General features: G+C 72.1%; 17 protein-coding genes. 10 read left to right on the forward strand and 7 right to left on the reverse strand.

All coding sequences use genetic code 11. The features are described from left to right. The first annotated feature begins 168 nt into the window (after positions 1-168). Together edd and eda are read left to right on the forward strand one after the other, a co-directional pair. Entirely contained in the window at positions 169-2,016 is a 1,848-nt protein-coding gene (edd, locus tag KALB_RS32850; protein WP_148309748.1) for a phosphogluconate dehydratase, read from the forward strand. Positions 2,017-2,026: 10 nt separating this feature from the next. After that, positions 2,027-2,647, forward strand: coding sequence for a bifunctional 4-hydroxy-2-oxoglutarate aldolase/2-dehydro-3-deoxy-phosphogluconate aldolase (gene eda, locus KALB_RS32855; RefSeq protein WP_025359919.1), 621 nt, complete (start codon positions 2,027-2,029; stop codon positions 2,645-2,647). A 55-nt stretch (positions 2,648-2,702) separates the two neighbouring features. On the opposite strand, the gene KALB_RS32860 is transcribed toward eda, so the two are convergent. Both KALB_RS32860 and KALB_RS32865 read right to left on the reverse strand, forming a co-directional pair. After that, a complete protein-coding gene (locus tag KALB_RS32860; protein ID WP_030109671.1) occupies positions 2,703-3,158 on the reverse strand; it encodes an RICIN domain-containing protein in 456 nt (151 codons plus the stop codon). 226 nt (positions 3,159-3,384) lie between these two features. Further along, complete coding sequence (locus tag KALB_RS32865; protein ID WP_025359921.1) at positions 3,385-4,266, reverse strand: LysR family transcriptional regulator; 882 nt, start codon at positions 4,264-4,266, stop codon at positions 3,385-3,387. Between the two features lie 81 nt (positions 4,267-4,347). Here KALB_RS32865 and KALB_RS32870 point away from each other — a divergent pair, with 81 nt between their 5' ends. The 6 genes from KALB_RS32870 to KALB_RS32895 all read left to right on the forward strand — a co-directional run bounded on the left by KALB_RS32870 (position 4,348) and on the right by KALB_RS32895 (position 13,465). Further along, positions 4,348-5,313 (forward strand): pyridoxal-phosphate dependent enzyme, encoded by a 966-nt coding sequence (locus KALB_RS32870; RefSeq protein ID WP_025359922.1) that lies wholly within the window; start codon positions 4,348-4,350, stop codon positions 5,311-5,313. Beyond that, entirely contained in the window at positions 5,310-6,413 is a 1,104-nt protein-coding gene (locus KALB_RS32875) for a M20/M25/M40 family metallo-hydrolase (protein WP_025359923.1), read from the forward strand. The genes KALB_RS32870 and KALB_RS32875 overlap by 4 nt, the downstream gene beginning before the upstream one ends. Positions 6,414-6,498: 85 nt before the next feature. Further along, positions 6,499-8,178 carry a PQQ-dependent sugar dehydrogenase gene (locus KALB_RS32880; protein ID WP_025359924.1) on the forward strand — a complete coding sequence of 560 codons (1,680 nt, stop codon included), beginning with the start codon at positions 6,499-6,501 and terminating at the stop codon, positions 8,176-8,178. A 978-nt stretch (positions 8,179-9,156) separates the two neighbouring features. Beyond that, positions 9,157-11,079 (forward strand): PEP/pyruvate-binding domain-containing protein, encoded by a 1,923-nt coding sequence (locus KALB_RS32885; RefSeq protein ID WP_081790008.1) that lies wholly within the window; start codon positions 9,157-9,159, stop codon positions 11,077-11,079. Continuing rightward, positions 11,076-12,278 carry an MFS transporter gene (locus KALB_RS32890; RefSeq protein WP_025359926.1) on the forward strand — a complete coding sequence of 401 codons (1,203 nt, stop codon included), beginning with the start codon at positions 11,076-11,078 and terminating at the stop codon, positions 12,276-12,278. Before KALB_RS32885 ends, KALB_RS32890 begins: the two co-directional genes overlap by 4 nt. Next, positions 12,278-13,465 carry an MFS transporter gene (locus KALB_RS32895; RefSeq protein ID WP_025359927.1) on the forward strand — a complete coding sequence of 396 codons (1,188 nt, stop codon included), beginning with the start codon at positions 12,278-12,280 and terminating at the stop codon, positions 13,463-13,465. Before KALB_RS32890 ends, KALB_RS32895 begins: the two co-directional genes overlap by 1 nt. A 168-nt stretch (positions 13,466-13,633) precedes the next feature. On the opposite strand, the gene KALB_RS32900 is transcribed toward KALB_RS32895, so the two are convergent. The 4 genes from KALB_RS32900 to KALB_RS32915 form a co-directional block, all read right to left on the reverse strand. Then, a complete protein-coding gene (locus KALB_RS32900) occupies positions 13,634-14,338 on the reverse strand; it encodes an ESX secretion-associated protein EspG (protein WP_025359928.1) in 705 nt (234 codons plus the stop codon). Between the two features lie 5 nt (positions 14,339-14,343). Beyond that, positions 14,344-15,357 (reverse strand): hypothetical protein, encoded by a 1,014-nt coding sequence (locus KALB_RS32905; RefSeq protein WP_025359929.1) that lies wholly within the window; start codon positions 15,355-15,357, stop codon positions 14,344-14,346. After that, positions 15,351-15,842 carry a PE family protein gene (locus tag KALB_RS44495; protein WP_025359930.1) on the reverse strand — a complete coding sequence of 164 codons (492 nt, stop codon included), beginning with the start codon at positions 15,840-15,842 and terminating at the stop codon, positions 15,351-15,353. Before KALB_RS44495 ends, KALB_RS32905 begins: the two co-directional genes overlap by 7 nt. Before the next feature lie 109 nt (positions 15,843-15,951). Beyond that, a complete protein-coding gene (locus KALB_RS32915; protein ID WP_030109024.1) occupies positions 15,952-16,614 on the reverse strand; it encodes an HAD family hydrolase in 663 nt (220 codons plus the stop codon). A gap of 125 nt (positions 16,615-16,739) precedes the next feature. On the opposite strand from KALB_RS32915, the gene KALB_RS32920 reads away from it, so the two are divergent. Both KALB_RS32920 and KALB_RS32925 read left to right on the forward strand, forming a co-directional pair. After that, the gene (locus KALB_RS32920; RefSeq protein ID WP_025359932.1) at positions 16,740-17,138 is read left to right on the forward strand and encodes an SH3 domain-containing protein; all 399 of its coding nucleotides are present in this window, start codon (positions 16,740-16,742) and stop codon (positions 17,136-17,138) included. A 90-nt stretch (positions 17,139-17,228) separates the two neighbouring features. After that, entirely contained in the window at positions 17,229-17,558 is a 330-nt protein-coding gene (locus KALB_RS32925; protein ID WP_025359933.1) for a hypothetical protein, read from the forward strand. 1 nt (position 17,559) lies between these two features. On the opposite strand, the gene KALB_RS32930 is transcribed toward KALB_RS32925, so the two are convergent. Further along, a complete protein-coding gene (locus KALB_RS32930; protein ID WP_236650073.1) occupies positions 17,560-20,388 on the reverse strand; it encodes an ATP-binding protein in 2,829 nt (942 codons plus the stop codon). Positions 20,389-20,466 lie beyond the last annotated feature (78 nt).

Genomic DNA, 20,466 nt, shown 5'->3' on the forward strand with positions numbered 1-20,466 from the left:
GCCCCGAGACACCCCTGTGTGACAAGTGCCACACGCGTGAAACCAGCAATGCCCCCAAAGCAGGCACGACTGAATCGGTTTTGATTCGATCGGGTGACAGGGTTAGTGTGGGTGCCGTCACGCGACGCCAGTGCTGCCGTCCGCCCCACCATGGACAGGAGTCACGGCATGCACCCCGTCGTCGCCCAGGTCACCGCGCGGATCGCGGAGCGGAGCGAGCACACGAGGTCCGCCTACCTGGAACGGGTGTCCGCCGCGGCCGGTGACGCACCGGCGCGCTCGGGCATGGCCTGCAGCAACCTGGCGCACGGCTTCGCCGCCTGCTCGGGCAGCGACCGGCTGGCCATCCGCGGCCTGGTCAAGCCCGGGGTGGCCATCGTGTCGGCCTACAACGACCTGCTCTCGGCCCACCAGCCGCTGCACGAGTACCCGGACTGGATCAAGGCAGCGGTGCGCGAGGCGGGCGGGGTGGCCCAGTTCGCCGGGGGCGTGCCCGCCATGTGCGACGGCATCACCCAGGGCCGCGCGGGCATGGAGCTGTCCCTGTTCAGCCGCGAGGTCATCGCGATGGCCACCGGCATCGCGCTGTCCCACGAGATGTTCGACGCCGCGCTGCTGCTGGGCGTCTGCGACAAGATCGTGCCCGGCCTGCTGATCGGCGCGCTGGCCTTCGGGCACCTGCCCGCGATCCTGGTGCCCGCCGGGCCGATGACCTCGGGGCTGCCGAACAAGGACAAGGCCCGGGTCCGCCAGCTCTACGCCGAGGGCAAGGCCACCCGCGAGGACCTGCTGGCGGCCGAGTCGGCCTCCTACCACGGGCCCGGCACCTGCACGTTCTACGGCACGGCCAACTCCAACCAGATGGTCGTGGAGGTGATGGGCCTGCACCTGCCGGGCGCCAGCTTCGTGCACCCGGGCACCCCGTTGCGCCGCGCGCTGACCGAGCAGGCCGGGCGCCGCGCGGTGGAACTGGCCCGCGAGAAGGCCTCGATCAGCCAGGTCGTGGACGTCAAGTCCGTGGTCAACGGCGTGGTCGCGCTGCTGGCCACCGGCGGCTCCACCAACCTGTCCCTGCACCTGCCCGCCGTGGCCGCCGCGGCCGGGATCCAGCTCAGCTGGGACGACTTCGCCGACCTGTCGGCCGCGGTCCCGCTGCTGGCGCGGGTCTACCCCAACGGCAGCGCCGACATCAACCACTTCCAGGCCGCGGGCGGCGTGCAGTACCTGGTGGGCGAGCTGCTCGACGCCGGTTTCCTGCACCCCGACGTGCAGACCGTGGCCGGGCCCGGTCTGGACCGGTACCGGCAGGAGCCGTTCCTGGACGGGGACGAGCTGGTGTGGCGGGACGGCCCGCGCACCAGCCTGGACCCCGCGGTGCTGCGCCCGGTCGCCGAGCCGTTCGCCGCCGAGGGCGGGCTGCGCATGCTGTCCGGCAACCTGGGCCGGGCCGTGATCAAGGTGTCGGCCGTGGCCCCGGAGCACCGCGTGGTGCAGGCCCCGGCGCGGGTGTTCACCAGCCAGGACGGCTTCCAGCGGGCGTTCCGGGCCGGTGAGCTGGACACCGACGTGATCGTGGTGATCCGCAACCAGGGCCCGCAGGCCAACGGCATGCCCGAGCTGCACGGGCTGACCCCGGCGCTGGGCGTGCTGCTGGACCGGGGGCACCGGATCGCGCTGATCACCGACGGCCGCATGTCCGGGGCCTCCGGCAAGATCCCCTCGGCGATCCAGCTGACCCCCGAGGCCGCGACCGGCGGGCCGCTGGCCCGGGTACGCGACGGGGACGTGATCCGGCTCGACGCCGAGCAGGGCGTGCTGGAGGTGCTGGTCGGGGCGGAGGAACTGGCCGGGCGCGAGCTGGTGGACGGCCCGCCGCACGAGCTGGACTGGATGGGCACCGGGCGGGAACTGTTCGGCGCGCTGCGCCGCGCGGTCGGCCCGGCCGACGAGGGGGCCAGCGTGTTCGGCACGCTGACCCCGGAGCACTTCGCGGCTCCCGTGAACGCGTGGAAGTGAGGAGAGACCTGTGACGACCGGAGCTGACCTGCTCGCCCTGTCCCCCGTGGTGCCGGTGGTGGTGCTCGACGAGGTGACGCACGCGGTGCCGGTCGCCGAGGCGCTGCTGCGCGGCGGCATCGGCGTGATCGAGGTGACCCTGCGGACCCCCGTCGCGCTGGCGGCCGTGGCCGCCATCGCCGCCGCCGTGCCGGACCTGGTGGTCGGGGCGGGCACGATCACCGCGCCCGAGCACGCCCGGCAGGCCGCCGACGCCGGGGCCCGCTTCCTCGTGACCCCCGGCTGCACCGAGGCCGTGCTGGACGCCGTCGAGGCCACCGGCCTGCCGTTCCTGCCAGGGGCCGCCACCGTGTCCGAGGCGATGCGGCTGGCCGAGCGGGGCCTGACCGCGCTGAAGTTCTTCCCCGCCGAGGCCGCCGGCGGGGTGGACTACCTGCGCTCCATCGGCGGCCCGCTGCCGGGCCTGCGGTTCTGCCCCACCGGGGGCATCACCCCGGACAGCGCCCCGAAGTACCTCGCGCTGCCCAACGTCGGCTGCGTGGGCGGCTCCTGGCTGACCCCGAAGGCGGCGCTGGCCGCGGGCGACTGGGCCCAGGTCGAGGCACTGGCCAAGCAGGCGGCGGCGCTGTAGGGCCCCCGCCGCCCGGCCGTCGAGGGGTCCTCGGCGACCGGGCGGCGCCGGGCCGCTACCGGGCCAGCACGAACTGCCACTGCTGGTTCCGGCCACCGTTGCACCGGTACTGGATCACCTCCGCACCGTTCTCCCGTGAAGCCCCCTTGACGTCCAGGCACTTCTCACTGTGCTGGGCACGCACCGTCGAAAAGCCGGAATTCTCGATCGACCGTCGATCCCACTGTTGGTTGGTTCCGTCGTGGCACCGGTACTGGATCACCTTCGCGCCATCGGCCAGTGACGCGCCCGCGACGTCCAGGCACTTCCCGCTGTGCCGCACCCTCAGCGAAAAGCGGCCGTTCTCGGCGCGCCTCAGCGACCACTGCTGGTTTTGACCACCGTGGCACTCGTACTGGATCACCTCCGCGCCGTCCTCGCGCGAAGCCCCACTGACGTCCAGGCATTTCCCGCTGTGCTGAACGCGTACCGTGAACCAGTCCTCCTCGGCGTGCGCGGGGACGGTGGCCATTCCCACCAGCCCCAGGCTGAGCGCAACCACCGGAACCGCACGGGCCCTCAGTTTCCACCGACGCGTACCGCTGCTGTTACCCATTCGCATATCGCCCCCTTGGACGAGTTGCTAAAATTTCAAGATCGCACGAACAAATACCACCGTGCGTACATTCCTCAATGTCGCACCGCGTTTCCCGTCGGCAAAGGAGCCCGGTGATTGGCCGCCCCGGTGCCGCGCCCCCTCACGGCATCGCGTAGACCGCTCGCAACGCGGCACGGGTCGCGGCGATGACGGGGCGCCGCGCGCTGCCGCTGCGGGCGCAGGTGTAGATCTGCCGGTGTCCCCGCAGCGGGCGCAGCCCCACCCCAGGCGGCACCGAGCCGCGCAGCACGAGTTCGGGCAGGATCGCCACGGCGAGCCCGGTCTCGACCAGCCGCAGGTGCACCACCACGTCCGTTGAGCTGTAGGCGATGTCGGGCTCGAACCCGGCCTCGCGACACAGCGCGAGCGCCCACCGGCCGCTGGGGGTGTCGGCGGGTTCGAGCACCCACGGCCGGTCGGCGAGATCGGCCAGGTCCATGCCCGCCAGCGCCTCGGGCACCGCGAGCACCATCGGTTCGCGGGCGAGGTCGACCCGGTCCACCCCCGCTAGTCGCGGCTCGGGGTGCCCGGGGAACTCCTCGGCGACGACCAGGTCCACCTCGCCCGCCGCGAGCGCGGACAGGGCCGGACCGGGTTCGAGCTGCCGCACGCGCAGACGTGTGCCGGGTGCCTGCTCGCGCAGGTGGTCCACCAACGGCGGCACCAGGCTCAGCATGGCGGTCTGGAACGCGGCCAGCCGCACCACGCCACGCGGCTCGCCCAGCGAGGCCTGCATCTCGGCCTCGGCCAGTTCGAGTCGGGCCAGCACCACCTCGGCGTGCTCGACCAGGATCAGCGCCTGCGGGGTGAGCCGGACCCCTCGGCCGACCCGTTCCAGCAGCGCGACGCCTGCCTCCTTCTCCAGTAACGCCAACTGCTGGGAAATGGCGGATCCGCTGTAGCCCAGGGCAGCGGCCACCGCCGCCAGGGTGCCGCGGGTGTGCAGCTCGCGCAGCAATCGCAGCCGGTGCAGGTCGAACACGGCGACTCCTCAGCTTTGCTTAGCATTATGCGCCACAAAGCCGCGCTTTTCCTTCCGGGTCACGCCCTCGACACTGAGGTCATGACCACCGCGCTGCACCCCGCGTACCGTAACGCCAAAGCCAGAGAATGGCGTTGCACCGCAGCACCCCGTGAGGTCACCGACTTCCACCGGCGGCTGCCCGGCTACGCGCCGACCCCGTTGACGGCACTGCCCGGCACCCCTTACTTCGTCAAGGACGAGTCCTCCCGACTGGGGTTGCCCTCGTTCAAGGCGCTGGGCGCCTCGTGGGGCATCCGCCAGGCGCTGGCCGACGCCCGGCCCGGCGCCCGACTCGTCACCGCGACCGACGGCAACCACGGACGCGCCGTGGCCCACTTCGCGCGGCTACTCGGTGTGCCCGCACAGGTGTTCGTGCCGGAGTTCGTCGGCACGACGGCCGTGGCGGCGATCCGCGCCGAGGGTGCGACGGTCGTCCGCGTGCCCGGCGACTACGACGCCGCAGTGGCCACGGCCGCCGCCGAGGACGGTGTGCTGGTGCAGGACACGGCGTGGCCGGGCTACGAGCGCATCCCCGCCGCGATCGTCGACGGCTACTCCACGCTGTTCCGGGAGATCGACGAGCAGCTGGCGGGCAGCCCGGCGCTGGTGGTCGTGCCGATGGGTGTCGGCTCGCTCGCGCAGGCCGCGGTGCGGCACTACCGGAGCGCACACCGTGGCGTGGCGCTGCTCGGCGTGGAGCCGGTGACCTCCGCCTGCGTGCTCGCCAGCCTGCACGCCGGGCGCCCGGTGACGGTCCGCACCGCGCCGACCAGCATGGCGGGGCTCAACTGCGGCACACCGTCGAGCATCGCGTGGCCGTGGCTGCGTGACGGCCTGGACGGCGCCGTGTCGGTGGACGAGGAGCAGGCGGCGCGGGCGATGGAGGTGTTGGCCGCCGCCGGGATCAACGCGGGGCCCTGCGGGGCGGCGACCCTCGCGGCGGCGAGCCTGGTGCCGCACGAGGGACCGGTCGTGTTGATCAACACCGAGGGGCGGCACGGGTGAACGCGGCGGAACTGCTGGAGCGCCTGGTCGCGATCGACTCGGTGAACCCCTCGCTGGTGCCCGGTGCCGCGGGCGAGGCACGGATCGCCGAGTACGTGGCGGAGTGGGCGCGATCGGCCGGGCTGTCGGTGCGGGTCGTCGAGGAGACAGCGGGACGGCCCAGCGTCATCGTGCGCACCAACCAGGGCGGGCCGGGCCGGAGCTTGTTGCTGTGCGGGCACTTGGACACGGTGGGGTTCGGCGAGATGGCGGACCCGCTGCGGCCGAGGATCGACGGCGACCGGCTGTACGGGCGCGGCGGTTACGACATGAAGGCCGGTCTCGCGGCGGCGCTGGTGGCCTGCCGGGAGGCCAACAACGGCGAGTTGGCCGGTGAGGTGATCGTGGCCGCGGTCGCCGACGAGGAGCACGCAAGCCTTGGCGTACAAGAGGTCCTGCGGCACGTGCGGGCCGACGCGGCGATCGTCTGCGAGCCGACCGAGTTGGTGGTTGCCACGGCGCACAAGGGTTTCGTGTGGACCGAGATCGAGGTCATCGGCAGGGCGGCGCACGGGTCGCGCCCGCACCTGGGCGAGGACGCGATCATGAAGACCGGGCCGGTGCTGGTCGAGTTGGACCGGCTCAACCAGGAACTGCGCGGCCGGCAGCACCCGCGACTCGGTCCGGGCACCCTGCACGCCTCGCTGATCACCGGCGGGCGCGAGGAGTCCACGGTGTCCGACCGTTGCCTGCTCACCGTCGAGCGCCGCACGCTGCCGGGCGAGACGGTCGCCGAGGTGGAGCGGGACGTGGCGGACCTGCTCGCGCGCTGCACGGGCGTGCGCGCCACGAGCCGGACCACGCTGGCCCGCGAGCCGTTCGAGACCCCGGACGACAGCGCGATCGTCGGCGCGGTGCTGTCCGCGCTGGGCGAGGGCGCGGAGTTGGGCGGCGTCAGCTACTGGGCCGACTCGGCGTTCATCAGCGCCGCGGGCATCCCCACTGTGCTGTTCGGCCCCGGCGGGGACGGGGCGCACGCCGCCGTCGAATGGGTGAGCCTGACCGACACACTGGTCTGCGCGCGGGTGCTCGCCGACACCGCACGGGCGTTCTGCCGCTGAGCCACACCGGGTGTTGACCTCGTTACAGGATGTGTGAAAAGGTTTGCACTCCGCCGCTGGACTTCGCACCAGTGGGAGGTACCCCGTGGCTCCACCGTCCCGAAGGTCGCTGGCCCTGGCCGGCGCTCTCGGCGCGCTGCTCGTCCTGTCGGCGGCCCCCGCACTGGCCGTGGGCACCGACCTGCCCTCGGCCATCGCGGCCGACACCCAGCCGCCGACCCCGCCGAAGAACCTCAAGGCCGGTGCCATCACCACCAACTCGGTCGCGCTGAGCTGGTCCGCGGCGACCGACAACGTGGGCGTCACCGCCTACGACGTGTACCAACAGGGCCAGCTGCTCAAGTCGGTGGACGGCAAGACGCTCAAGGCGACCGTCACCGGGCTGAGCCCGAACACCCAGTACGGCTTCTACATCAACGCGCGCGACGCCGCGGGCAACGTGTCCCAGGCGAGCAACACCGTGCAGGTCACCACGGCGAAGGGCAGCGACAACCAGGCACCGACCGCCCCGGGCGACCTGCACAGCACCGGGGTCAGCGCGAACTCGATCTCGCTGGCGTGGACGGCCGCCACGGACAACGTCGGCGTCACCGGCTACACCGTGTTGGAGGGCGGCAAGCAGGTCGGCATCTCGACTGGCACGTCCGCCTCGATCGAGGGCCTGGCGCCCAACAGCAAGCACACCTACACCGTGACCGCGCGCGATGCGGCGGGCAACGTGTCCAAGGCCAGCAACCCAGTCACCGCAACGACTTCAGGTGGCGGCGGGGGCGGCGGCACCACGCCGGGCGAGGTGCGCAAGGTGGCCTCGGACAGCGATGTGCCGTGGGGCCTGGTGACCCTGCCGGACGGCAGCGTGCTGTTCACCGAGCGGGACACGCACAACATCGTCAGCATGACCACTGACGGCAGGAAGACGACCGTGGGCACGGTTCCCGGTGTGTCCGGGACCAACGGTGAAGGTGGTCTGCTCGGCCTGGAAGTGTCGCCGACCTTCACCGCCGACCACTGGCTGTACGTCTACCACACCACCTCCAGCGACAACCGGATCGTGCGCATCCGCTACACCGACGGCAAGCTCGACACGGGCTCGGAACAGGTGCTGCTCAAGGGAATCCTGCGCAACCAGTTCCACAACGGCGGGCGGCTGCGGTTCGGCCCGGACGGCAAGCTGTACGCCGGGGTCGGCGACGGCGAGGGCCCGAACAACGCGCAGAGCCTTGACTCGCTCAACGGCAAGATCCTGCGGCTGAACCCGGACGGCTCGGTGCCCTCGGACAACCCGTTCCCTGGCAAGTACGTGTGGAGCTACGGGCACCGCAACGTCGAGGGCCTCGCGTTCGACTCGCAGGGCAGGCTGTGGGAGGCCGAGCTCGGCAACTCCGTGATGGACGAGCTGAACCTGATCCAGAAGGGCGGCAACTACGGCTGGCCCGCCTGTGAGGGCACCTCGGGCAGTTGCGGCAACGCGAAGTTCGTCAAGCCGGTGCGGACCTGGTCGGTGTCCAGCGCCTCGCCCAGCGGGCTGGCGATCGTGCACGACACGCTCTACATGGCCGCGCTGCGCGGGCAGCGGCTGTACGTCATGAAGATCAACGGGGCGGGCACCTCGAACCCGGTGGCCTACTTCAGCGGCACCTACGGGCGGCTGCGCACGGTCGAACCGGCCGCCGACGGCGGGCTGTGGCTGACCAACTCCAGCGGCGACAAGGACAGCACGCCCAACAACAGCAACGACGCGATCTACCACGTGCAGCTGAACTAGCCGGGGACCCCGCGCGCCGGGTGCGCGCGGACGGCGGGGCGGGTGGCCACCGGGCGGGGCGCGCCACCCGCCCCGTCCCGCCGAGTCCCGCCCAGCCGACGACGAGTCCCGCGCACAGGAGCACGAGTCCCGGTCAGCCGAGCGCGAGTCCCGGTCAGCGGACGACGAGTCCCGCCCACGGGAGCGCGAGTCCCGGTCACAGGAGCGCGAGTCCCGGCTAGCGGACGGCGAGTCCCGCCCAGCCGAGAGCGAATCCCGGCACCGGCAAACGGGACTCGCACACCGGAGAGCGGGACTCACGGGGGCAGACCGAGACTGGCACACTCCAGACCAGACTCCCGCATGGCTGAGCGGGACTCGCACACCGGAGGGCGGGACTCACGCACGGCTGAGCGGGACTCGCCGAGGGCAGAACGGGACTCAAGCGCCCCAGACCGGAACTCATGTACCGGAGAACGGGACTCGCGCCGGCTGACCGGGACTCGCGCACCAGAGGCGGAGGGCGGGAGTCGCAGACTGGAGAACGGGACTCACGCACCGGAAACCGGGACTCACGGGGGCAGACCGAGACTGGCGCATCCCAGACCGGACTCGCACACGGCTGACCGGGACTCACGCACCCCAGAACGGGACTCGCGGGGCGGAAGGCGGGGTGGGGCTGCACTTTTGGACGGGTGTAAGGCAGCTCACCGTGACCGATCGGCGGTCAATTCCAGCTCAATTCCGTCCACCTGCTGAGAACGGCATCCCAGGGGGTTGGCCGCCAGCGCCCAGCCGGGTGTGAGCTGGCGAACTCCGCACGCCGCTGGTGAATAGCTACTCACGGGCGTGAATTGCGCGGCCCGCCGCGAACCCGCGGTTCCGTGCTAGCTTTCGCCGCCGCCCCTCCCCCGCACGCCCAGCAGAACGGACGAACCCGCAGTGGCCCAGCACGTGTCGACCCCCACCGGACCAGCCTTGGTGGGCCAGCAGCTCACCATGACGGCGTTCACCCAGCTGGCGGGCAAGCTCGGCGGCTACCCGTTCGTCAAGGTGGTCGTCGACCGTCCCAATGAGACGATCCACTTCCTGGACGACGCGAGCTTCTCCTTCCACGTGGAGTACATCGCCACGCAGATCCTGGGCATGCCGCGCGCGGAACTGGAGGGCGGGCTCGACGCGTTCAACCACAGCGTGTACCAGGACCCGGACCGGCGCTTCTACCTCGGCATCCTGGCCCTGCACACCCGTGACGAGCGGCGGATCTTCTCGCTGGAGACCGTCGAGGTGGACACGATGTCCGCCGAGATGCTGACCTTCTTCCACGACTTCGTGCGCGCCAACGTGGACCCGGCGCTGCCGATGCTGCTCAAGCCCGCCAACCACTTCCAGGAGCAGTTGCTCGCCGGGATCCCGGCCGCCCGGCTGCCCAGGATCTCCGCGCACGAGCTGTTCTCCTCGGCCCGGTTCGTGCCGCTCAACCCGGGCAGCGCGCACGGTCGGCTGCGCGCGTTCCGCTCCGAGGCGGAGTACCGCGCTGCGGCGGATTCCCTGGAGTGGTACGACATCATCGTCATGCACCGGGTGCCCGACGACATCCCCCGGCTGGCCGGGATCGTCAACGCCCACCACACGACCCCGTTGTCGCACACCAACGTGCTGGCCTCGGGCTGGCGTATCCCCAACGCGATCCAGCTCGGCGTGTTCGACCAGATCGAGCGCGAGGGCCTGGACCGGAAGTGGGTGCGCTACGAGGTGGTCGCCGACGGTGAGGCCGTCGTGCTGGAGGCCGCCGAGGAGCCGGTGGACGTGTCCCGCCGACCCGCCTGGTACGCCCAGCGCGTGGTGCTGGAGGAGCCGGAGTCGGAGTCCACGCCGATCGCGAGCCTGAACCGGCTGCGGCTGCGCGACCGGCATCGCTACGGCACGAAGGCCGCGAACCTCGGCGAGCTGCACCACGTGCTGGCCAAGGGATCGGGCCGCCTGCTGGGTTTCTACCAGGTGCGGCGCCCGCCGAGGGAGAACCTGCTTGGCTACCTGGCCGGGCTGCTGGACGTGCCCGCGCACGGTGACCTGGCCGAGGCGGCGCACCGGCTGCTCACCGACAACGTGCGGGTGCCGCGCGGTATCGCGCTGCCCTTCGCGGTGCAGCGGCGCTTCCTGGAGTCCTCCGCCAGGGTGCAGCAGGCGATCGGCAAGCTGAAGATGGCCCTGGAACTGGACGTGCCCGAGGTCGAGGCGCTGTGCCTGGAGTTGCAGCAGCTGATCCGCACCACCCGCATCCCCGAGGACCTGCACGAGGCGATCGACTCGGCACTGGTCTCCGAGCTGGGCGGGGTGCGGACCTTCGTGGTGCGCAGTTCCTCCAATGCAGAGGACCTGGCCGGATTCTCCGCCGCGGGCATCTACGAGTCGATCAACCACGTGACCACCGCCGACCGGATCTTCGAGAGCATCCGCGAGGTGTGGGCCTCGCTGGTGTCCCCGCGCAGCGTGCGGCTGCGCCAGCTGGCGGGCATCTCGCTGGACGAGACCTACATGGGCGTGATCGTGCAGGAGCAGGTGGACGCCGAGTTCGGCGGCGTGCTGGTCACCACGAACCCGTTGAACCGCGCGGACTTCCGCAACGTCTACGTCAACGTCTCGGCCAAGTCGGTGACCGAGGTGGTGTCCGGGGACGCGCTGCCGCTGCAGTACCTGTACTCCACTGTGGAGGGTGGCGGGCGTACGATCTCCCTCGGCGACGCCAAGTCCGATCTGGACACCGCGGCCAAGGACCAGATGCAGCGGCTGGCGGTCGTGGGCCGCCTGTTGCAGGCGCACTTCTCCCCCGACTACACCTTCGACTCCCCCGTGGACGTGGAGTGGATCGCCGACCGGGAGCGCATCACCATCGTGCAGCTTCGCCCGTACTCGGCATGAGCGCGGTCAAGAAGGCCGTCTGGTTCAGCTACGGCTTCCAGTTCTTCTTCGGCCTGCTGCTGTGGCTGCCGGTGTTCTACGAGTACCAGCGCCAGATCGGGCTGTCCGACGAGCAGATCTTCGGCATCCAGTCGATCTACTACATCGCGTTCTGCCTGCTGGAGATCCCCACCGGCATGGTGGCCGACCGCTTCGACTACCGGCACTGCCTGGTGGTCGGCGCGGTGGTGCTGGTCGGCGCCAACCTGGTCCCGGTGTTCCTGGCCGACTACACCGGCTTCCTGGTGCACTTCCTGCTGATCGCGCTGGCCCGCTCGCTGGTGTCCGGTGCGGCCAGCGCCTACCTGTACGAGTACATGCACGCCGCGGGCGAGGGTGAGCACTACCCGCAGGCCGAGGGCTACGGCCGCTCGTACAGCCTGATCGGCAAGGTCGTGTGCTGGCCGGTGGTCGGCCTGCTGATGCAGTGGAACATGCCCTCCCCGTACTGGCTGAGCGCGATCAACGCGGCGATCGCGGTGGGCATGGCCCTGCTGCTGCCCGCGGTGCCCGGCGGCCTGACCAAGGCTCAGCGCCCGCCGGTGGCCACCGCGCTGCGCGGGGCGTTCACGCAACTGCGCGGCTCCACGGTGCTGGTGCTGCTGATGGTCCAGGGCGTCGCGATCTTCACCCTGGCCCGGATCTGCACGGTGAACCTGTTCCAGCCGATCCTGGACCTCAAGGACACCCCGGTGACCATGTACGGGGTGGTGATGGCGCTGATGACGGTGTTCGAGGCGCTGGGCGCGGCGCGGCCGAACTGGCTGCGCAAGCGGATCAGCGACCTGGGCTCGGTGTTCGTGCTGACCGTGGTGATGGCACTGGCGCTGGCGCTGACCGCCGCGCTGGGCGTGCTCGGCACGGTGCTCGCGCTGTGCGTCTTCTCGCTGGCCTGCGGGCTGTCCTTCCCCATCCAGCGCGCGCTGCTCAACCAGGCGATCACCGACTCGCGCTACCGGGCCACCCTGCTGTCCATCGAGTCGATCATCGACCGCGCGGTGTGCGCCCTGGTGGCCGTGGTGCTGGGCAGTTCGCTGGGCGCGGGCGAGCTGGGCGGCTTCCTGCTGGCGACCGCGATCGTCACGATCCTGTTGATGCTGGTGGTGGCCGGGCTGCTGCGACTGGCCCGCAGGCGCAGGGGATCCGTTACCGTGGGCTGATGTTCCGCGCGGCGCTGGGGGTGCGGGACTTCCGGCGGCTGTGGCTGGCGGAAGCCCTGTCGCAGGCGGGCGACCAGCTGGCCAGGGTTGCCCTGGCGGTGCTGGTCTTCCAGCGCACCGACTCGGCCCTGCTCACCGCGCTGACCTACGCGCTCAGTTTCGTGCCCACCCTGGTGGGCGGCGCGCTGCTGGGCGGGCTGGCCGACCGGTACCCGCGGCGGCTGGTGATGGTCGGCTGCGACCTGGCCAGGGCGGTGCTGGTGGGCGTGATGGCGGCGCCCGGGCTGGACCTGCCCGTGCTGTACGTGCTGGTGGCGCTGATGACCTTGCTGGGCGGCCCGTTCCGCGCGGCCCAGCAGGCGCTGCTGCCCGAGGTGCTCGACGGGGAGCGGTACGTGCAGGGGCTGGCCCTGCGCGGCATGACGATCCAGTCCGCGCAGCTGGCCGGGTTCGCGGGCGGCGGGGCGCTGGTCGCCGCGCTGACCCCGTACTGGGCACTGGCCCTGGACGCGGGGACCTTCCTGGTGTCCGGCCTGGTGATCACGTTCGGGGTCGGCCCCCGGCCCGCCCCGGTGACGGCCGCCGACCGGCCCGGGTTCGGCGCTGCGATCGGCGACGGGGTGCGGCTGCTCTGGCGTGCGCCGGGGCTGCGCGCGCTGGCGGTGCTGAGCTGGCTCGCCGGGTTCTACGTGGTGCCGGAGGGGCTGGCCGCGCCCTACGCGGGCCTGATCGGGGCGGGCACGATCGGCATCGGGCTGTTCATGGCGGGGGATCCGGCCGGGTCGGTGCTCGGTGCCTACGCACTGGCCCGGTGGGTGCCGGAACGCCTGCGGCCCAAGGTGATCGGGCCGCTCGCGCTGCTGACCGGCCTGCCGCTGCTGGTGTTCGCGCTGCGCCCCGGGCTGGTGGTGGGCGTGCTGGCGCTGGGCCTGTCCGGTGCCGCCGCGCAGGCGTACCAGACCCAGGCGACCGCCTCGCTGGCCAGGGCGGTGCCCGACGCGGGCCGCGCGCAGGCGATGGGCCTGGTGGTGACCGGGCTGGTCACCGCGCAGGGCCTCGGGGTGCTGGCGGCCGGGGCGCTGGCCGGGCTGGTGGGTGCGGACCTGGCCATCGCCCTGGCCGGTGCCGCCGGGATCGGCGTCGGCATCCCGGCGGCACTGGCATGGCGGCGGGCCGGGTACGGCTGAGACGGCGGCAAGCGCAGTACCTTCGCGTGTCGGCGCTTCCTGTACGGTGTGTCGGCGCTTGGTGGACGTTCTCCCAGCTGGTGGGCAATGCGTACCGGAACGTCCGACACGCCTTATCGGAACGTCCGACACGCGCTGGTTTGGGGCGCCGACGGCCCACAGACCCGTTCAGCCGACCAGCTCGCGGTGCATCTCGTTCAGCCTCGTGACCAGTGCCTGCTCACCGGCCGGGGCGGCGATCACCCAGCCCGCGTGGGACTGGGTCATCCAGCGGCCGTGCGCGGGGCGGTCCGGGGTCACGTCCAGGTAGGTCAGCGGCCGGGTGGTGCGGTGCCTGCGGCCGAGTTCGTCGCGCACGGCGGTGCAGAGCTGGCCGACCGAGGAGCGGGGCTCGGCCAGCAGCGAGGCAAGGCGGGTGGCCTCGGGCTGGTCGGCGTCCAGTTCGGACTCGGCCACGTTGATCGAACGGCCGCGGCCGGGCGGCACCTCGGGCAGCTGGCGGACCAGGGTCTCGGCCAGTGACTCGGGCCGCATCCCGCGCAGCCACAGGGTTTCCTCCTCGCGGACGGCCAGCACGGCCAGGCCTGGTCCGCTCGCGACCAGCACGCCGACCAGGCCGTCGGGCATGGTGAGCCAGCCGTAGAACTCCGCGCTCGGCCGGGCCAGCACGCCCATCCACGCGCGGAACTCCTCGTCCACGGCACCGTTGTCCAGCAGGCCGCGCGCGTCCAGCTCGGCCAGCGCGGCCCGGTCCACCCTGCGCTGCTCGTCCGGGGTGTACCAGCGCGGTTCCCCGGCGAGCACGGTGTGCGGCTGCTCCACCTGTTCCCAGCGCATCACCACGTCCACCACGTGGACCGGGATCTCCAGCACGCCGCTCAGCCCCCGATCACCGGGCGGGTGGTCGGCGGCAGCTCGCCGATCAGGTCGCTGGAGTAGTCGTCGTGCAGGTAGGCGGCCGAGGCGTGCTCGGCGTCCTCCGCGCCCTTCTGCTTGCCGCCCGCGCCACCCGGCGCACCGGCACCGGCCATGCCCGCACCACCGGCGGCGCCCGCCGCGGTACCGGCCCGGCCAGCCCCGGCACGGCCCCGCGTGCTCTCCTCGTCCGCACCGCTGCGGCCCACGCCCGCGCCGAACCCGGCACCACCCACACCGCCCACTTGTGCACTGCCGCCGTGCGCCGCGGGTGAGCCGCTGCCGCCGAAACCTGTTGGGCCGTAACCGGTTGAGCCCAACCCCGTGACGCCGGCGCCGTGTGCGCCCTGCGCCGAAGTGGCCGCTGCGACGGCCTGCTCCTGCGGGGTCAGGTCCGGGCGCCCGGTTCCCGGTGTGGCCGAGGGCGGGGCCACGCGCAGGCGGGGCGCGGGCGCGGCGTAGACCGGCGTGCCGCCGTAGGCCGAGGGCATGTTGGCGCTGGCGTAGGTGGCCGAGGTGTTGTAGGCGTTGTACAGCGCGATGTTCGTGCGCTGGGCTCGGTTCCACTCCTCGATGCGCTTGTCCAGGTCCACGTTCCGCAGCGGCATGTTGATCACCGTCGGCTTCGGCGGCACCACGACCAGTGCGTGCCGCATGTTCCGGAACGAATCGCTCTGCTGCTGGATCAGGTGCTGCGCCTTGGAAAGGTCCTGTTGGGACCGGGCCATCGCGGTCACCAGTGGGGCCGCACCCGCGCGGGCGTCCTGGGCCGCCGCCCCCTGCCAGGCCGCGTCCATCGCGCTGATCACCTTGAGGGTGCTGCGTTCCAGCTCGTCGTGACGCCGCCACAGGTCCTCCGCCGCGGCGGCGGCCTCGTCCAGCGAGCCGGTGCCCGCGGACAGTTGCCCGCGCACCGCCTGGTAGATCTGCTGTGCGGTGAGCCCGACCGCCCAGGCCTCGGGATCGATCATCAGCACGACTTGCCACCTCCGGGAGTTCCGGCCGCGCGGCGCAGGCCGTCGGTGCCGTTCTGCTCGGCGTCCAGGTAAACCTGGTGCGCCTGGGTGAGCTTGGCGAGGAACTCGGACACGAACCGCTGCGCCTCGCGGTTGTGCTTGAGGTAGGCCCGGCCCGAGTCGTTGGTGATCGTCGCGACGAAGCGGCTGACCGGTTCGTCGGCGGCGGGCCGCACGCTGCTCATCGGCCGGGCGGCCCGCTCGGCCTGCTTCAGCTCGTGCAGCAGGTCCCGCCACTGCTTGATCACGGCCTGGAACTCGTCCTCGGTGAACGCGAAGCAGCCCACGGGTTGCTCGGGCGCGGGCGCCACCACGTGGTCCGGCATCGGCGCGGGCTTCGGCGCTGCCTGCGGGTGCCCCGGGTAACCGGGCATCGGCGCGGGCTTGGGTGCGGCCGGATAGCCGGGCATCGGCGCGGCCGGTGGCGCGTGACCGTCGTACTGCATGCGCTGCTCGCTTCCTCTCCCCAGAACGCGAACCGATGCTAGCCACGAGGCAAGCGGGTTCAGCCCGGAAAAGAGGAGGTCAGCCCCTTGGGGCAGACGCGGGTCGGGCTCAGCTCCCGAGCAGTCCCAGCGCCTGCGGGATCGAGTCGGCCACCGGCACTCCGGCCGCCTCCAGCCTCGGCCGGTCCATCACCCCGGTGGACACCAGCACACACTGGGCGCCCGCCGCGGCGGCGGCCTCGGCGTCGTCCACCACGTCCCCGATCAACACGACCTCGGCCGGGTCCAGGGCCATCGCGGACAGGTGCGCCGCGAGGTGCTCGGTCTTGGAGCCGCCCATGTTCACCCCGCGCAGCCCGTCCACCCGGGTGAACAGCCCGTCCAGGCCCAGCTTGCCGACCAGCGGCACCAGTTCCTCGTGGAACCACATGGACAGCAGCGACTGCGTGCGACCGCTGTTCTGCCAGTCCCGCAACAGGTGCGGCACACCCAACGCGAGCCCGCACTCGTCCAGCCGCTCCCGGTACGCCTCGTGGTACAGCACGTCGATGCGCGCCCAGTCCTCCGGCGCCAGCACACGCCCGAGCAGCCGCTCGTAGCAGGTGGTCAGCGGGCGGGTGAACGCCGCGCGCCAGGCGTCGATGGTCAGCGGGGCGCGGTCGAAGGCCGTCAGCACGGCGTTCACCGAGTGCACCACGGCCTCGTTGTCGTCGAGCAGGGTGCCGTTCCAGTCCCAGACGACGTGTCTGGCGCGCACAGAGGTGTGATTCACCCGGACAGCCTACGTAGCCGCGCGGCCCGGGGGCAGCGAGTTCCGCACGGGCAACCTCAAGATCGCCATCCGCGTCAGCAGCGGTGGTGCGGGCCGGTCCGGCCCGCCGTCCAGGGAGGACACCGATGAGGGCCCCGCACGCCGCGACCTGCCTTGCCCTGACCGCAGCGACCCTGCTCGCCGGTGGCGCCACCGCGCTGGCCGGTACCTCCGAGACCACCTACACCATCACCGCCTGGCACGAGGTCAAGCAGCGGTCCTGCCCCAGCACCTCCTGCGGGGAGGTCGGCGAGATCCTCGCGGGCCAGGTCTGGCAGCGGGCGGTCTGCTGGACACACGGCGAGGAGATCACCGACGCGGGCATCACCAACGACGTCTGGATCCAGGTCCGGCACGAGGACGGCGGCACCCAGTGGGCCAGTGCCGTCTACTTCACCGGCGACCAGTACGCGGGCCTGCCGGTGAGCGCCCGCTGCCCGGCCCGAACGGGCGGGAGGTCAACCCCTATCAACCCGTTGCCGTAAAACCCCTGTGTTCCCGGCGACTGTTCAAATCGGGCGAAAACCCGTGCTAGCGTCCGAAAAGGAATTCATCAACACCAGGGGGGTAGTCCGATGAAACGCACGTCACTGGCCATCGCGCTCGGTTTGTCCGTCATGGCGCTGCCGGTCGTCGCGACGACGGCCACGGCGGCAACACCGTCGATCACCTGTGGAAACCAGTGGACGCAGCGGTCGGAGGGACCGGACGCGCGCGACTTCCAATGGGGCAACTGCGCCACTCACGCGACGAAGATCAAAGTCTATTCGCTGACCTACGGCGGGGTGTTCAAGAACCTCGTCCGCGAGCAGTGCGTCGCGGCGGGCGCGGTGGTCCCGCTCGGCAGCAGCACCAATTGGCGCGTGCTGGCCTACACCGGTGAGGACACCGCGACCGCCTGCTGAATCAGCTCAGGACCTCCGCTCGCACCTCCGAGCGCGAGCGGAGGTTGAGCTTGTGCAGCACTCGCGCGACGTGCTGTTCCACCGTTCTCGGCGACAGGAACAGCACGTCCGCGATCTCCTTGTTGGTCTGGCCGGTGGCCAGCAGCCGGGCCACGTCCCGCTCGCGGGGCGAGAGCTGGTCCCCGTAGCCGCGCCTGCCACGCCGGGAGGGCTTGCCCGAACCCCACATGCGCAGCAGGTGCCTGCACCGCGCCGCGTCCCGCGTGGCACCGAGCTGGTCGTAGGTGTCGGCCACCGAGGACAGCACCTCGATCTGGTCCTCGGCACTGGTCGCCGAGCACTCCAGCACCCAAGCCGCCGCGTAGGGCATGGGCAGCGCGGCGTAGGCGGCACTGGCCTCGCCCAGCCGTTCGACCGCCGACTGCCGATCACCGTGCGCGGCCAGCAGCAGGCCCTGGCCCGCCGCCAGCGCGGCCTGCGCGAGCGGGGCCTGCCGACCCGCCACGCCCAGCTCGAAGTCGGCCAGCACCTGCTCGGCGCTCTCCAGCCGCCCACCGCGCACGTACGCCTCCACCGCCACCGGCACCAGCTCGCACGCCCACACCCACACGCCCTTGCGCCTGGCCGCCGCCAGACCCCGATCGGCCTCGGCGCAGGCCTCCACCACGTCCTCCGCCGACAGCCGCATGCGCACCAAGGTCCCCGAGGCGCTCAGCACCACCGGCGCCGCCACGTCGGCCAGGCTCGGCACCCCGGTCGCCAGCAGGTGCTGCTCGGCCACCTCCCACTCCCCGCGCGCCGCCGCCAGCGAGCCCATCACCAGCGACAGCTCGGCGGCCACCGGCCCGACGTCCTGGTAGCTGTCCAGCAGCCTGCGGCACAGCTCGCTCAGCCCGCTCCAGTTGCCGGTCAGCCAGTCCAGCCGCAGCTGGGTGGACCGCGCGGTGCCCGCCACGAACAGCGCCCCGCAGTCCCCCGCCATGCGCAGACCCTGCTCCAGCAGGGCGGCCGCCCGCTCGTGGTAGCCGCACCAGCTCGCGCCGTCGGCCACGTTGCACCACAGCCGGGACAACTGGACCTGTTCGGCGGTGGTCGCCGCCACCGAGGTCAGCCGCTCGAACAGCCGCCAGCCCTCCTCGTCCCCCAGCTGCACCAGCGTGGCGATGCGGTCGGTCCGCAGGGCCAGCCGCTTCTCCGGGTCCTCCACCAGGTCCGCCAGCCTGCGGGCCCGCTCCATCCAGGGCAGGTGCCAGCTCAGCGGCAACTCCCCCTCCAGCGGCTGGGCCAGCACGCTGATGCCGTGCGCGGCGTGCTCGGGTTCCCCCGCCAGGTCCTTGATCGCGCGCTCCACCTCGGCCCTGCCCTCCTGCAGGGTCCCCGACCAGCGGATCAGCAGCAGCCCCAGGTTGAGCCGGATCCGCCCGCGCGCGGGCCGGGACAGCCTCGGGTCCACCAGGATCGCGCGCAGGGTGGTGGTCACCGCCCGGTGCAGCCCGCGCAGCGCGACCCGGCTCAGCTTCACCGCGAGCCGCTCCACGTCGGCGGTGTCCAGCGCCCCGCCGTCCAGAACCCGTTGCAGCACCTCGATCGCCACCGCCGTGTCCCCGACGGACTCGGCGTGGTCCGCGGCGGATTCGGCGTAGTCCAGCCATTCCTGGTAGTGCCCGGCCAGCTTCGCGTGCTCGGCCAGCCGTACCAGCGGGGCGGGTCGCACCCGGGACAGCGCCCGCATGGTCCTGCCGTGCAGCAGCTGCCGCTCCGGGCCGTTGATCACCTCGTACACGGCCTGCCGCGCCAGGGAGTGCCGGAACCCGTAGTGGCCGGGCGGGTTCTCCCGCAGCACCCCGGCGGCCAGCAGCCGTTGCAGGGCGATGCTGAGCCGGTCGCCCCTGATCGCGGCCACCTCACCGATCAGCCGTGCCTCGCTCGGCGCGTCCAGCACGGCCACCGACTTGGCCACCCGCACGGCGGTACCCGGCAGCACGGCGAGCCGGTCGGCCACCGCCGCGCGCAGCGGCACCGGCACGTCCAGCCCGTCCAGGCTGTCCAGTTCCCCGTCGCCGACGGCCCGCAGCACCTCCTCCAGCACGAACGGGATGCCCGCGGTCAGCTCCACCAGCCGCCTGGCGAACTCGGTGCCCACCGGCGTGCCCAGGGTCCGGCTGGCCATGACGTGCACCTGCTCCTGGTCCAGCGCGTCCAGCCGCACCACGGTGGTGCCGATCGCCCAGCCCCGCCTGGGCAGCGAACCCAGCGGCACCCGCCAGGGCAGTTCCTCGGGCCGGTAGGCCAGCACGAGTGAGAGCTGCTCAGGTATCCGGCACAGCAGGAAGCGCAGCAGTTGCAGGGTCGCCTCGTCGGCCCAGTGCAGGTCGTCGATGACCAGCACGGTCGGCCCGCAGGAGGCCAGCAGCTCGCGCACCGCGCGGAACAGCTGGTGCCGCTCGGCCAGCGGATCACCCAGCGCGGGCGGCACCGGCGGCAGGTGGTGGGCGATCTCGGGCAGCAGCCCGCGCAGCGCGCCGACCACCGGGTTGAGCCCGAGCCGCGGCGGCGGGTGCAGCGCGGCCAGCGCGTCGAACACCGGCCCGTACGGAAAGGGCTCGCGCATCGGCTGGCACCCGCCGCTGAGCACGCGGCGCGCCGACAGTGCCGGGTGCGCCAGCAACTCGCTCACCAGTCGGGTCTTGCCGATTCCGGCCTCACCCTCGACCAGCACCACCGCGGGCGGGCACGCGAGGACGTCGAGCAGGGCACTCAGCTCGTCCTGACGGCCGATCAGCGGCGGCGGGGTGTTCCGCAGGGAGGAGGCTCCCGCCGTGGGCTCCACAACGCGCAGTGTAAGCATCCTTAAGCATTAGGTAAACGTCGTAAGTCGACGGAAGCGCGCTGTGAACGCCACCCGTAG

It is taken from the genome of Kutzneria viridogrisea DSM 43870 (genome assembly GCF_000525635.1).
GTDB lineage: Bacteria > Actinomycetota > Actinomycetes > Mycobacteriales > Pseudonocardiaceae > Kutzneria > Kutzneria viridogrisea.